Below are 13,922 nucleotides of genomic sequence, written 5' to 3'. Positions count from 1 at the left end.
GAACAGCACTCACCAAACGTAAGGGACCACTCTCCAGCGCGATGCTTCGTAACCGGAATATTCCGGGCAGTTGCGACGAAGCAGGTCCTCTTCGTAATAAATGCGGCAAACCTGAACGCCGATATGCAAGACGAGCAAGGCCGCTGTCAGCGGCGTCGGGCTTCTCAGCACCACGCCCAACACGGCGATTTCCTCCGCAAGGTAGAGCGGGTGCTTGATCCACCGATACGGGCCCGTTTGCACCACGTTGCGCGCCTGTGGCACCAGACTGAACGACCTGCCAAGATGTCGGATGGTGACCAGCATCATGATCATGCCGATCAACACGCACGCGGTGGACGCCAGGTTTGGTAACGCCTTGTCGGTTTCGCCGAAGAAGGCGATCGTCCACGGCATGTAGGTACCGACGAACGCCGCTATCCTTGGCAGACGGCCGTTCGCTTGCGCCTTCGCCGGAGGCCGCGTGATGATCAACAGCGCCAGGAGCACGTAGAAGACAGCGAGGCAAACACTCGACAGGAGCGACGGCCAAGGATCATGAGCCGACGATCCGATCTTGATGGCGACGCCAAGCGCCAGCAACATGAACCACATGCCGCCGAACAGTTGCATTGTCCGATCGTAAGAGGACGTTTTCGACAGGGCAATCGTGCTCATGGCTACTTACCGAAGCTGGCGAACGAACGCACGAGGTGCAGAATGGGACTTCCTCCCAAAATGACGAACATGGCTGGAAGCAGGAACAACACCATCGGAATGGTCAGCTTGGCGCCCAACTTGTGTGCTCTTTCTTCAAGCTTGGTAATACGTTCGCGCCGGAGGTCGACAGCGACACTCCGCAGAGCCTGGCCCACCGGCGTTCCGTATTGCAGGCTTTGGGCGACCATGATTCCGAACCGGCGGAGCCCATCCGACGTAGAGCCCAGTTTATCGAATGCGTCGCTGCGCCTTGGCAGGATCCGGAGATCATCAAGAAGGCCGCTCATGACCCGGGCTATAGCGGGATTGGTCTCATGCATTTCTTGCGCGACGCGTGCCAGCCCGCTTTCCAGGCCCATTCCCGATTCGCTGCACACGACCAGCAAATCAATCATGTCCGGCGTGCCCAGTCGAATGGCGGCATCAAACCGCCGCTTCAGCACCGCCAGTATCAATCGCGGCGCTAAAATCCCGATCGCCACGCCAATAAGTGTGAAGACCAGCACATCCAGCAGTGGCTTCCCGAAAAGCTGAGCGACACACCCGGCGATGATCGGGCACAGGGCCATGCTGACGGCTTTGACACCGATCCAGGTCGGCAAGGCTCGATGATGATTGAAACCTGATGATTGAAGGATGGTTCGTAGCTGATCCAGATTTTCCTCGGCATAGAAGCGACGATACCGCATGCCGAGTGACGAAAACCAACCGGTCACATCCTGGAAGGGGGCAGAACGGCCAGCAACGCCCATCACTGCGTTTGACACCCGGGCGTCCAATGTACGAACGTGTATTTCGCGGATGATCAACATGCAGGACGCAGTCCCAGCCACGACTGCGAGGGCCACCAGACCGAGACCAGAGGTCATAGTTCTGTTTCCCTTCTGACCATCCAACTTATCACCAGGGCTCCGACAAGCACCGAAACGACTGCGTAGACCAGCAGCTTGTTTCCGACCGGATCGGTGAACAACAGATCAACGGTTTGCGGATTGGCTGCGTATAGGACCCCACCTGCAATCAATGGCGAGACTGTCAGCGCTCGTGAGGAAAAGATCACCTCTCCCGCCAGTGCCTTGGCGCGAGCAGCCAGCGCAACACGTTGCCTGACAGTGTCTCCTAGGTTCTGCAAGGTCTCGGCCAGGCTGCCACCGGACTTCAACTGAACGGCAAGTGTCACCGCAAAGATCGCATACTCCGCCACCTGGGTTCGCCGATAGACAGCTTGGACAGCTTCCTCTGGAGGTCTACCCAGATTCACTTCGCTGCATACGATGGCAAACTGCCCAGCCGTTGGCTGAGGCATATCGCGCGCGAGGGCACGAAATGCTTCGTGGACAGGCAGACCTGATCGCACGGTACTTGTCACCAGCTGGATCGCGTCAGGCAGCTGTCGAAAAAGCTGAAGAGCGAAGCGACGTTTCTGCCATCCGAACAGGCCTCGTATCACAATAATGGCCGTGATTGCGGCGACAATGGACACGTAGGTCAGGGAATATCCCAGCTGGCTGTTCGCATAAAGGATCGCTGCTGCTCCGAATGCACCGGCGAGCAGCACATAGGCCGGATGCAACACGTAGGGTATATCGGGATTGTAATTGGACAGCCGATTGAGAAACTGAGCCTGGGACCCGGTCTCCAAGCGGCGAATGGATGGTAGGTTAGCCGGATGCGACGTTGGCAGAGCAATCGCCAACTGGCGATTGATGCGTCTTTCCCGAGCGTCGAGCCACAACGAGATGGCTGCTGCACACATCGCGAGGGCCAGAACAGTGACGATCACGGACTCCAGCATCATACTTGCCTCATGGCCTCGGCCCAAGCACCATCTAGCCCGAAATAGACAAGACGGCTTTTGAACTTCGGAGTTGCAAGGTTGGACTTATAGCTGCCCGATATCCGCCCGTTCACATCCTCCTCTTGATACTCGAAGGCTGCGATGTCATTGGTGGTGATCACCTCCCCTTCAAGGCCGATCACCTCGCTGATCTGAATGATGCGGCGCTGTCCGTCCCGCATGCGTTCGACCTGCACAATGAGATCCAGCGCAGCGACGATCTGACTTCGAATGGCGCGCGACGGTAGATTGACCTGTCCCATCTGCACCATGTTTTCGATGCGGGTCAGGGCATCCCGGGTACTATTCGCGTGTACCGTGGAGATCGAACCATCATGGCCGGTGTTCATCGCCTGCAGCATGTCGAATGCTTCGGCACTGCGCACCTCGCCAACGACGATCCGGTCGGGACGCATGCGCAGGGCATTCACCAGCAGATCGCGCTGTGTCACCTGCCCTGTGCCCTCGAGGCTGGGGGGCCGGGTCTCCAGGCTGATCACGTGCGGCTGCTGAAGCTGCAACTCCGCCGCGTCCTCGATCGTGACAATGCGTTCGGTGTGATCGATGAACTGGCTCATAGCGTTCAGGAGCGTCGTCTTGCCGGATCCGGTACCGCCGGAGACCAGAACATTGAGCCGCGAGCGGGCGGCGATCTCCAGCAAACGTCCGATGGCCGCGGTCATTGAGCCGTTTTCAATCAATCCGGCTATGTCCAAACGGCGGCTTGGAAATTTTCGGATGGAAATGCACGGACTATGGATCGCCAGCGGCGGGAGGATGATGTTGACCCGGCTGCCATCCAGCAGGCGACAATCGACCATCGGACTGGACTCGTCGACGCGCCGGCCAACCTGCGCGGCAATCTTCTGAGCGACGGAAGCAATGTGACCATTGTCCCGGAATCGCACCGCAACTCGTTCCAGCTTGCCGTTTCGCTCCACGTAGACATTACTCGGACCGTTCACCATGATATCGTTGATCGATTGGTCCAGTAGTAGCGGACGGAGCGGCCCGTAGCCCGTCATGTCGTCGGCAATTTCGTCTGCGAGCTGCAGCTGCTCACGGCCCGACAGCTCGAGCCGTTCCTGGTTGGCAATTTGATGGATGATCTCCTCAATCTGCCGCCGGAGAACTTCCCGCGAGACGGTTGCGGCCACCGATGGCTCGATCTGCTCAATTACCCGTTCACGCAGCGAAGGCGGGATTATGGGTTGGTCGATCGGCGGTTCGTCGCGCCTTGGCACAGGCGACGGCGCGCTCGGTGCGGATGCAGCCGTGCTGAGCGGCGGCAAAGGCAAGCCCATCGCAGATGCAGGGAGGCTTGTCGCCAATGAAGATACGTGAGCTGGTGCGTCGTCTTCACGCTTACCAAACTTTTTCATCGCAGATGTGCTGTGAGCACCCTCCTCCACCAGCCACTCCGCTCGGCAGCGACACCGCTGATCTCCCGTACGATCGGTGCCAGGTGGCGCCGCAATTTTCTGACGTGCTTCAGAGCTGGAATTCCCAGATTGAGCGCCTCGGTCATGCCCTTGCCGAGATCGGGAATGACGATGTCGGGCTCTGCACCCAACGCCTTGACGACCGCGGCCCTCGGCAGGCCCCCGGGACGACCGGCTCGGTTGAGCAAGGTAAAGACCCGGTCCTTGCCCGCGATGTTGATCACGGCGGCGCGTAGCGCATGGGCATTGCGAAGTCCGGTCACCTCGGATTCGAGCAGCACCATCACATGACGGGAAAGTTTAATCACGGGATAGATCGACGGCGGAAACGGGACGGGTACATCGACGACGATGTAGTTGAACCGTTGACGCAGCAGACCCAGCACGTGTCGTATGCCAGCTTCCGAAATTTCGAGCTGCGCATCGAGGTCTTCGTCGGCCGAGACCAAGCAAACCCTTTCGTTGACTTCGATCGCCGCGCGCTCGAGGAAGAGTGTGTCCGCCCGCATCGGATTTTCCAGAGCGATACGCAGCCCCGGCCCGGGACGAACTCCCAACATCACGGCGGCCTCGCCGCCCTGCAAATGAAGATCAAGCAGCGCCACCTTGGCCTTGGTTGTCTCGGCAAGTTGCAGCGCCAGATTGATCGCGATGCTCGTGGCGCCGGCGCCGCCCTGCGCCCCGCAGATCGAGACCACGTGCCCGCCACGATCGATGTGGTTGGCTGCCACGTCGCCGAGCAGCTTGGGACGCAGCTTGTCCAGCACCATATCGCGCGTGAGCGGCCGCGGCAGATACTCGGTCAAGCCGAGCTCCAGGAGCTCACGGTAGAAGGTGATCTCCCTGTTGTCGCCGATTACGGCTACGCGGACATCGGGTGGACAGACGCCGGCCAGCCTTTCCAGCTCGGTAAAGGGATCATCGACGCCACTGATGTCTACCACCAGCGCGAACAGATCGGTATCGGTTTCAAGCATCCGTATGGCATTGCGGATTGTGCCGCGCCTGATCGAGAGATTGGCGCCTTCGAGCCCCTTGCGCAACGCCGCAGCGCTGAGCTCATCATTTACGAAACCGACGATGCGGTTACGCGTGACGATTGAGGTCGATTCTTCAGGCGGAGTGGCTATGGCAATGTTCATCAACGTTTCTCCGACAACCTGTTATCGTAACCCACCGCCGTTGCAGTCGGGCCTACGGCATCCGATGCACCGTCGCAGCTGACGAGAGCGTCTTCCACTTGCTTTCTGACCGTGTATTGCTTGACCTCACCGCCTGAATGAACGACCACTGCCGTTCTCTGTGCAGAAATTGCATACTGGCGGGCAAGTTCAGGCGACACATCACAGCTCGACATCGCGCCGGTGTCTGCCTTATCCCACTGATCGACTGCTGCGCGTACGGCCAAGGAGAGCGTCCCGAGCTGCTTTGCGACGGTGACTTTCTTGACCTGGACCTGCGTAAGCTCCAGTGACACGGTCTGCGTTTGCTTACCTGCCATCCCGCTAATGGGTCGCGCGCCCTGCACGATCTCCTGATCAATCGCGATGACCCGAACATTGCGCAGAACGGTTTCGCTCAGGGCGCGACGCGCGGTATCGACTTTCTCGAAGACTTGGGTCAACACGACGTCCACGTGATCGCCCGGCCTGATGAGGCCCGAGACACCGGCCTCCTCGTCAACCTTGATGCTGATGGCACGGCTGTCTGGCGCCAGGATACTGGCGAGGAAACCCCGGTCCCGCGGACGCAGGATATCCTGCAATGTAATGAGACTGCCCGCTTCGACGAAGTTGCGGATGAGTGAACCCGGAAGTCCGGCCTTAGACTCGGCGGTTTCAAGGATAGCCCCCTGGGGAACGCGCTCCGGCGGCACCGAGCGCACGGCGAAATCCTCTTCGCGGGCCAACGTCCCCCTCGGCAACGGCCGTACCGCGATAAAGTATCCGGCCATCGCCGGCGCCGCCGGCGCGAGGGGCGCCTCTGTCACTTGTACTGGGACCGGAGCCTGCGCCTTCGGCAGGTTCATGCTATAGGCGATCAGTCCGAACGCTGTGGTTGCAAGCAAAAGCACCACGATGATCGACAGACGCAGCGCGGATGACATTTCACGATCCTTTGCTCAAAATGGTCCAGATACCGCCGCAGGCGATAGCGGCTCCGTAAGGCAGCGGGGCGTGTCGCAAATGGCGCCAACGCTCGATCGCGTAGATCCGGCGCGCGAATGACGATCCGGCGGGTGCCAACCTGGGATATGGCAGGTGACGCATCATCAGATGCCCCAAGGCAAGAACGCCGCCGGCCAGCACGGTGACGGTCAGCAACTGCATCACGCCGCTCGGCGGGAGACCAACCGCCAGGGCAACCAGCAGCTTGACATCGCCGCCACCAATTCCTCCGCGCGCGTATAGGACAAAAAGCAGCAGAAAGAGGATCGCGGCTGCGATCAGCGACACAGCGACTTGAATCGGGCTGGGCAATTGACCGGCTATCCCGAGGAGCGCCAGCGCGAGACAAATTTCGTTTCGGATCACGCGCGTCGCAACGTCCATCGTTGCGACATAGAGCAACAACAGGATTTCCAGGATCGAGGCTGTGGGAGCAATCCAACTCATGAAATGCACGGTTCAAAAAAGGTGGAAGGCAAACTAACGGGAGCACTCAGGGGGGCAGCCTGGATTGCCCCCCTCCGGCGTAAAATGGCTGGATCAACCAGCGATCGCAGTATTGAAAGCGGTGACGATAGCGCCGATCCCGGTCGTCAGCGCCCCCCCGATCTGACCACCAGCTCCGCCACCAAACACAGCACCCACCGCGCCAACGATGCAAACCGCGACGATGATGTACTCGAATGACACCACGCCATCCTGGTCCGTCCGCAGACGCTTCAACGCTTCCTTGGTCTCGATGTAATATTGCAACATTGGAAGAATCCCTTCTTTCAAGATGAATTTGCAGACACCTCGGCAACTTCCAGCGGCTGCGGATTATATCCGGCCGCCAGCGATAAACTATCTATTAAATGTTTATTAGCGTCAATATTTAATATATAATTCCATCCTGAATTAACCGCCGCAAATCGAGCCGTCGTGACATTCCAAAAATCGATAAAACGTCGTAATACAAAGACGATAGCCGGCCAACAATCGGAATCCTGGGCAGGGCGCTGGCTGAGAGTCATTAAAGAATCACCGGATTATTATGGATGACCAGCGGTATAACTTGATTATTCGGAAATTCGATATTTATGCAAAGCCGATGAGCTATCGGAGTGCATCCAACCCTTTCAATCTACTCGCATATGACCGGCGGATGCAGCGACGACACCAGCGTGCATGGATCAAATTTCGCGAGGTCGGCCGGATGACCTAGCGCGCCGTCTGTAAGCCGTTGATATCGCCCGTGCGGTAAGCGCTATGAATGCCTTGATGGCCTCGTGCCTCTCACACCGTACCTCCTCGGCCTCTGGCTTTTGCAGCGATTTGCGTCGTCAAGCGAACTTGGCCTCCGGGACGAGGCCATTTGATCCTTCGTCGTCCGGCTCGGCGTCGCTACTGGATTGCCTCGTCCATCGGTTGCTTGACCGGTTACTTCTGCCGAAACGACTGATTGAATGACATTGCGAGCGGCCCGACGATGTAATCAAACGCAGTTCGCTGAACGGTCGGGATCATAACGGTCGCCGGCATCCCAGGATACAGGCGAATGTTCGGCATGTCCGCCAACTCACCTTGATCAATCCGGACAAAGGCCGTGTAGTACGGCGCATTTGTCTTGGGATCAGTGAGGCGGTCAGCCGAAACCTGAATGACGTCGCCGTGAATGATCGGGACGATCCGCTGCTTGTAGGCGGTGAGATGGACTTCGGCGCGCATATTGGGATGCACGTCGCTGATGTCCTCCACCGCAACCTGGGCTTCGATGGTGAGTGCGTCCTCGGCCGGTACGATGTCGAGGATCTTGTCGCCGCGCTGGATGACGCCGCCGACGGCGAACACGGTCAATCCCACCACCCGGCCGGTATAGGGCGCCCGAATTTCCATGCGACCCAGGACCGACTTTGCACTCAGCGCCTTCGGAATGACCTCGAGCAATCTGGCCTGCGTGTCACGCAAGTCCTTGGTGACATCTGTCATCCGATCATTATCGAGTTGGGCGATCTGCTGCTCCTGCTCGGCGATGGCCTGGCGGGCCTTCGCGATACTAGCTTTTGTATCGGCGATCTGGCCTTCCAAACCGTACGCCGTCCGCTCCAGCTGGAGAATTCGCGGACGCGCAATCAGGCCCCGTTCGACCAACGGCGCAAGATCCTTTGCCTCGTTGCGGACCGAGTTGATCTGATCGGTGAAGGCCTTGACCTGTGCCTCGGCGCCCACAATCTGTGACCCAAGCTGGTTGATCTTCTCGCGAATGACGCTTCGTTGCCCGTCAAGCGATGCTCGCCGACTGTCGAACTGATTGAGCTGACCGGTCCATACGCTCTTAAAGTAGCGGTCATCAGAGCGCGCCCTCAAATCGGCCGGCATGGCCAGCTCGGATCCATGATCGAGCTCCGTCAGGAGCCGTACTTCCGTTGCACGAAGCACGGCATATTGTTGTGTGAGCACCTCATACTCGGCACGGACCTGCGTATCGTCCAGAACGATCAGGAGATCGCCTGCCAGCACCCGCTCCCCTTCTCGGACATGCAGTTCCCTGACAATGCCGCCATCGAGGTGCTGAACGCTCTTGCGGTTGCCGTCGACCTTGACGATAGCATTTGCAACCACGGCGCCGTTGAGTGGTGCCGTCAGCGCCCAGGTGCCGAATCCGCCGAAAAAGATGGCGATGATCAGCCATCCCGCGAGTGCTACGCGACGAATCGAGTCGCTCGGTGCACCGCTCCTGAGTTGATCAATCGTCAAGCTCGGCGCCAATGCGCGTGGTTTCGACCGGCTTGTAAACTCCATCAGCGCCATGACCATGTCCTAACCCGTCGTCTCGCGGACCGTGTGGATCGGTACGGGCCTCGTCAGACGGGCCAGGATCTCGGCGCGCGGTCCGAACATCTCGACGACGCCTTCACGAAGCACCAGGATCTTGTCAGCCACGCCGATGGTGGCCGGCCGATGGGAGATAATCACCACCGTCGTGCCGCGCTTCTTGAGTTGAAGAATGCAATCGGCGAGCGCGGCGTCTCCTTCGGCGTCGAGATTGGAGCTCGGCTCGTCGAGCACGAGAAGGCTCGGATTGGCGAAGATGGCGCGGGCAAGAGCAATACGCTGACGATAACCGCCCGAGAGTATGGCGCCGCCTTCTCCCACCTGCGTATCATAGCCGTCCGGCAGGCGCAGGATCATCTCGTGCACGTCCGCCATCCGCGCCGCCAGAATCACCTCCCTGTCTTCGCCCTCCTGGAATCGGCTGATGTTGACGGCAACAGTGTCAGCAAACAGCTCAATATCCTGGGGGAGATAACCGATATGCTGGCCGAGTGACGTCTTGATCCAGCTCGAGACGTCCGCCCCGTCCAGTCGCACCGCGCCAGCAGATGGCGCAAGCACACCGACCAGATGACGCGAAAGCGTGGATTTCCCGGCGCCCGAAGGACCAATGATGCCCAGTACTTCGCCCGGCTCGATTGCGAACGATACCCCGCGCAGGATGGGCTTCGAACCAAACGGCGGCACATAGGAGAGCCCCTCGACCGAGAGTCGGCCCTGCGGGCGCGGCAGCGTCAAACCGACCTCCCGTTGGGGATCGGCTTTCAAGAGCTCGCGGATGCGCAGGAATGCTCCACGAGCAGATACAAGATTGCGCCAGGATCCAACGATCTGCTCTACCGGCTGCAGGGCTCTTCCGAGCAGAATGCTCGCGGCGAACATGGCGCCGACGGTTGCAAGTCGCTCGATCACGAGATAGGCGCCGAGGCCAAGTATCATCGACTGCATGGCAAGCCGCAGAAAACGGATGATGCTCTGCATGGTGGCGGCGCGATCGCTCGCAGAGACCTGCCGTTCAAGCATGCGGGTGCGATCACGGGCCCAACGCCTCAGCAGCCCTTCGGTCATGCCCATCGCCCGCACCACTTCGGTATTGCGCAGGCTCATCTCGGTAAAGCTATAGCTCCGGGAAGCCGCCTCGCCGGCCTCCGTCAACGGCGGCTTGACCCGCCACTCGTTAAACAGGGCCATAAGAATCAGCAGGATGGAGCAGCCCAATGCGAACGCCCCCAGCAACGGGTGCAGCACAAAAATCACGGCAATGTAGATCGGCGCCCAGGGCAGATCGAAGATCGCATGGATCCCCATGCCGGTGACGAACTGGCGGAAGGTGTCGAAATCGCGCAGCAGCTGGCTGCGCGCGCCGCCGGCGCCAGCGGAGCGATGAATGATCGCCGTCATCACGCGCGCCGCGATCGTCTGGTCGAGGCGAATGCTGGCGCGGGTCAGCACGCGGGCGCGTACGGCATCCAGCCCTGCCAGCGCCAGAAACGCCATCAACAGCGCGATCGTGAGCATCAGCAGCGTGACTTCGCTGGCGCTCGAGATCACCCGGTCATAGACCTGCAGCATGTAGAGCGGCCCGGCCAGGTAAAGCAGATTGATCGCCAAGCTGAAGATCGCGGCGGTGACGAAATAGCCCTGGCAGCCTTGCAGCAAACGCCGGAGTTCGTCGGGTCCTTTGGACGGAGCACTCATACAGATCAGCGGAAAATCCGCCCCTCTTCAAAATCAATGCCGAACGCCGGACGTCGTAGTCCAAAGTCGGGGCCGCAACATTCGCCATCGCAGCGCATCAGGCCAGATGGTCGTGGTAGCTGATGAGCGTTCCCGTGTTCTTGTCTGCCTCTGTTTGGAAGCCCGCGGGGTCGTACTGGCCCAACAGGGTAATATGGGCGGTATGGACTCCGTCGGTCACCGACAGGGTTCCTCCCGTACCGACCTGATTTGCGACATAGCTCGCGGTCGTGCCGGCCCCGAATGCCACATCGAGGAGATCCAGGTGGTCATCCCCGTTAAATCCGGACACGACCCCGCTAAAGTCGAAGGAGTCATGGAGCACGATTGTCCCGGTCGCTTGGGCATCAAGCGCTACATTCGCAGATGAGGCCGCTCCGAATTCGAGTGTGGCCGAACCGCTAATCTGAGCCATTCCGTTACCGCTGACATTGCCATCGATTGTGACGCTGCCGCCATTGGCCCACAACACGCCGGTGTTGATGAGGTCGCTGTGGACCTCCAGTCCACCGGTTCCGGTTGCCTCGAGCGTCCCGGGGTTGGTGACGGCGTTAGATCCGGTATCGATGTCGAGTGCATTGGTGCCGGTGGCGATGATCGTGCCTTCATTGACCAGCACCATCACCCCATCCCCGAGGTGGCCGGCGCCGGAGATCGTGTTGTCCACGTTCGTCAGCGTGACGTCGGAGACCGTTCCGGTGATCACGTTCTCGCTATCGTCGGACAGAATGACCTGCCCATGACCTTGGAGCGTGATGCCGTGTTCGATCAGCTCAAGCTCCGTCCCGCTTCCGGTCGATTTCAACTCGATCGTGCCGGTATTGTCGATGATGCCGGAGAGCGGCAGGATTGCACCATCGGCGATCACCATGTGGCCTGCGTTTTCAGTGATCGGCGTTTGATCGAAGACGAAGTCGCTCGCGGTGAGCGAATTCGCATCGATGCCATGCAGCGTGATCGACTGCCCCTCTCCCGCTGAGATCACCGCGTTGCCGTTACTGTCATTGGCCGTGTGCGCCTGAATGTCGCCAAAGCCGGTGAACTCGGCATAACCGACCAGATCGATCTGGTCGTGCGCGGTGGCAAAATTGTAGATCGTATCCCGGCCAATCGGTTGAGCGAAAACGAGCAAGTCGTTGCCGCTCGAAGCGATCAGGTTGTCGTCGCCCGAAATGGCGAAGATTGGTGAACCGGCCGCGTAAGCTTCAATATTGTCGAAAACAACCCTGGTTCCCGTGCTGCCGTCTGCCTCCGTCCACGTTTCGGCAACGTTCAGGACAACCGCACCCGCGAAGTCGGTGAGCGTGGTAACTGCTAGCGACCGGACATCATTTGTTTGCACCGTCCAGGTGCCGTTGCCTTCGTTCGTCCCCGCGTTCAAACTCCACCCCAACGGAACACCGCTGACTGTGACCGTTATCAGGTCGTTCAGGTCCGACGAGGGATCGGTCAGACCAAGGTTGATCTGCTCGCCGGCGATGCCGGCCGGAGCTACTCCCGTCGCAAAATCGGTGGCAGTCAATGACGTCACCCCTGCGAGGTGTATTTCCAGCAGGCTGGCGGTGCCGCCGTTGAGGGCGCCATTCGTGGCGTTACCGTAGACGATCGTCTGGTTGTTGGCAGTATCGACAAACCAGGCAAATGTATGGGCCGCAACTGAGCTCGTCGCCGTAGCCAACGACGTGCCGATCGATGTGATTGCAAGTCCCGAGGTGGCCGCGATTTTGTCAGACCCCGACGCAAAATCGGTGACAATATCGAAGCCGGCATGGTTTGAGTCGGTAACGGCCGTATACCTGAACGTGTTGTTTCCGGTGCCGCCTGACAGAATATCAATGCCGGCCCCGCCGGTGAGCGTATCGTTTCCAGAACCGCCGAGAAGCAGATCGGAGCCGTTTCCGCCATTCAGGGTATCGTCGCCGCCGAGACCCACCACGATATCGTTGCCGTCGTTACCCGAGATTGTCTCACCGTTGGCAGTTCCGACCAGGGTATTATCCGAAGAATTGCCGGTTAACCCCGCAAGGAGATTGGGCAAGTCATCGGCGATCGCGGAATAGGTCGCAGCGCCACCTCCATTGAGTGCGAGCGCGAGATTTCCGTTTTCGAAAGCGGTGGCGCTCGCTTGCCAGCTCGAAGCTAAAAGGTCGAGAGTTCCTGTCGGAGAACCGTTAAAGTAGTTTTGTAACGCTCCTTCGAACGTTGCATTCGAGAGAACTTGCTCAAGCTGAGTGGAGGAGAAAACCAGGGTGATGTCGTCTGTACCATTTCCACCGTTATAGGTGGTTGTCCCGTTGATGTGATTCCATGCTGTCACCAGAGTATCGCCGCCATTGCCCATCAAGACAGACCAATTGCCTGAAGGGGCCGGCGTATTTCCATCAAAAGTATTGTTGGCGAAATTGGCAATGTCAGTACCGTTTCCAAAATTGATCACGTGTCCACTGACGCTACCGGCCAACGTTATTGTGACGGTCACAGGATTGGAAGAGAGAGAGCCATCTGAAGTATGATAGGTGAACGAATCCGTGCCTAAGAAAGAGTCTGTCCGCGTGTAAGTAAATGAGCCATTGGGGTTAAGCGTCACCGTTCCGTGGGTCGGGTTGGTGTCTTTGACCGCAGTTATTGCACTGTCTGGATCAGAGTCGTTGGTGAGAACTCCTGGCGTTGTAACCGTCAAGATATTTCCGCCTGAAGTGTCGAGGATATATGCGTCATTCTGCGCCACCGGCGCGTCGTTGACCGGCGTCACCGCCACCGTCGAGGTCGCGATGTTGCTGGCGTGATTGGCGCCGGCCCCATGGTCCACCTGATAGCTGATGGTGCGGGTCGCACCCGAGGGGTTATCGCTTGAGTTCGAATACGTCACCGAACGTAGCGCCGCCTGGTAATTCGCCACAGTCGCAGAACCGGTCAGCGTCAGCACGCCGGTCCCCGCATTGTAGCTGCCCGTGATGCCGTTCTGGTTGGTGAAGCCGAGCACATCCTGGCCTGAGGCGAAGTTGGTTGTGATCGATACTGTCGCCCCGGTCAGATTCGTGCTGTCGACATCCGACGCCGTCAGCACGGTGTCGATGGCCGTCGCCGCCTGGTTCTCGGTATAGGACAGCGTGCCACCATTAGCGTTCAACACCGGCGCGTCGTTGACCGGCGTCACCGCCACCGTCGAGGTCGCGATGTTGCTGGCGTGATTGGCGCCGGCCCCATCGTCCACCTGATAGCTGA

At 59.2% G+C, this 13,922-nt stretch carries 12 protein-coding genes; all 12 read right to left on the bottom strand.

The annotated features are described in order from the left end of the window. Positions 1 to 9 precede the first annotated feature (9 nt). The gene (locus ABIB80_RS14885; protein ID WP_018458248.1) at positions 10 to 657 is read right to left on the bottom strand and encodes a methyltransferase family protein; all 648 of its coding nucleotides are present in this window, start codon (positions 655 to 657) and stop codon (positions 10 to 12) included. Positions 658 to 659: 2 nt separating this feature from the next. Continuing rightward, a complete protein-coding gene (locus ABIB80_RS14880) occupies positions 660 to 1,568 on the bottom strand; it encodes a type II secretion system F family protein (RefSeq protein ID WP_354127802.1) in 909 nt (302 codons plus the stop codon). Beyond that, a complete protein-coding gene (locus ABIB80_RS14875) occupies positions 1,565 to 2,497 on the bottom strand; it encodes a type II secretion system F family protein (RefSeq protein ID WP_354127801.1) in 933 nt (310 codons plus the stop codon). Before ABIB80_RS14875 ends, ABIB80_RS14880 begins: the two co-directional genes overlap by 4 nt. Then, positions 2,494 to 3,918: a TadA family conjugal transfer-associated ATPase gene (locus tag ABIB80_RS14870; RefSeq protein ID WP_354127800.1), complete on the bottom strand. Its 1,425-nt coding sequence runs from the start codon at positions 3,916 to 3,918 to the stop codon at positions 2,494 to 2,496. Before ABIB80_RS14870 ends, ABIB80_RS14875 begins: the two co-directional genes overlap by 4 nt. Continuing rightward, on the bottom strand, positions 3,915 to 5,120 hold the full coding sequence (locus tag ABIB80_RS14865) for a CpaE/TadZ family protein (protein WP_354127799.1): 1,206 nt from the start codon (positions 5,118 to 5,120) through the stop codon (positions 3,915 to 3,917). Before ABIB80_RS14865 ends, ABIB80_RS14870 begins: the two co-directional genes overlap by 4 nt. Further along, positions 5,120 to 6,085: a Flp pilus assembly protein CpaB gene (cpaB, locus tag ABIB80_RS14860; protein WP_354127798.1), complete on the bottom strand. Its 966-nt coding sequence runs from the start codon at positions 6,083 to 6,085 to the stop codon at positions 5,120 to 5,122. The genes ABIB80_RS14865 and cpaB overlap by 1 nt, the downstream gene beginning before the upstream one ends. 1 nt (position 6,086) lies before the next feature. Beyond that, complete coding sequence (locus tag ABIB80_RS14855) at positions 6,087 to 6,593, bottom strand: A24 family peptidase (protein WP_354127797.1); 507 nt, start codon at positions 6,591 to 6,593, stop codon at positions 6,087 to 6,089. Positions 6,594 to 6,686: 93 nt separating this feature from the next. After that, entirely contained in the window at positions 6,687 to 6,902 is a 216-nt protein-coding gene (locus tag ABIB80_RS14850; RefSeq protein ID WP_354127796.1) for a hypothetical protein, read from the bottom strand. A 17-nt stretch (positions 6,903 to 6,919) separates the two neighbouring features. Next, on the bottom strand, positions 6,920 to 7,159 hold the full coding sequence (locus tag ABIB80_RS14845; RefSeq protein WP_354127795.1) for a hypothetical protein: 240 nt from the start codon (positions 7,157 to 7,159) through the stop codon (positions 6,920 to 6,922). A 406-nt stretch (positions 7,160 to 7,565) separates the two neighbouring features. Continuing rightward, the gene (locus ABIB80_RS14840) at positions 7,566 to 8,936 is read right to left on the bottom strand and encodes an HlyD family type I secretion periplasmic adaptor subunit (protein ID WP_354127794.1); all 1,371 of its coding nucleotides are present in this window, start codon (positions 8,934 to 8,936) and stop codon (positions 7,566 to 7,568) included. Between the two features lie 9 nt (positions 8,937 to 8,945). Beyond that, complete coding sequence (locus ABIB80_RS14835) at positions 8,946 to 10,658, bottom strand: type I secretion system permease/ATPase (RefSeq protein ID WP_354127793.1); 1,713 nt, start codon at positions 10,656 to 10,658, stop codon at positions 8,946 to 8,948. A 97-nt stretch (positions 10,659 to 10,755) separates the two neighbouring features. Beyond that, the coding region (locus tag ABIB80_RS14830) for a beta strand repeat-containing protein (RefSeq protein WP_354127792.1) at positions 10,756 to 13,922 on the bottom strand (3,167 nt) is incomplete at its 5' end.

Source organism: Bradyrhizobium sp. i1.15.2 (assembly GCF_040548425.1).
Taxonomy (GTDB): Bacteria; Pseudomonadota; Alphaproteobacteria; order Rhizobiales; family Xanthobacteraceae; genus Bradyrhizobium; species Bradyrhizobium canariense.
Note: the sequence above shows the minus strand (reverse complement) of the source record. Positions and strands in the feature narration are given on the sequence as shown.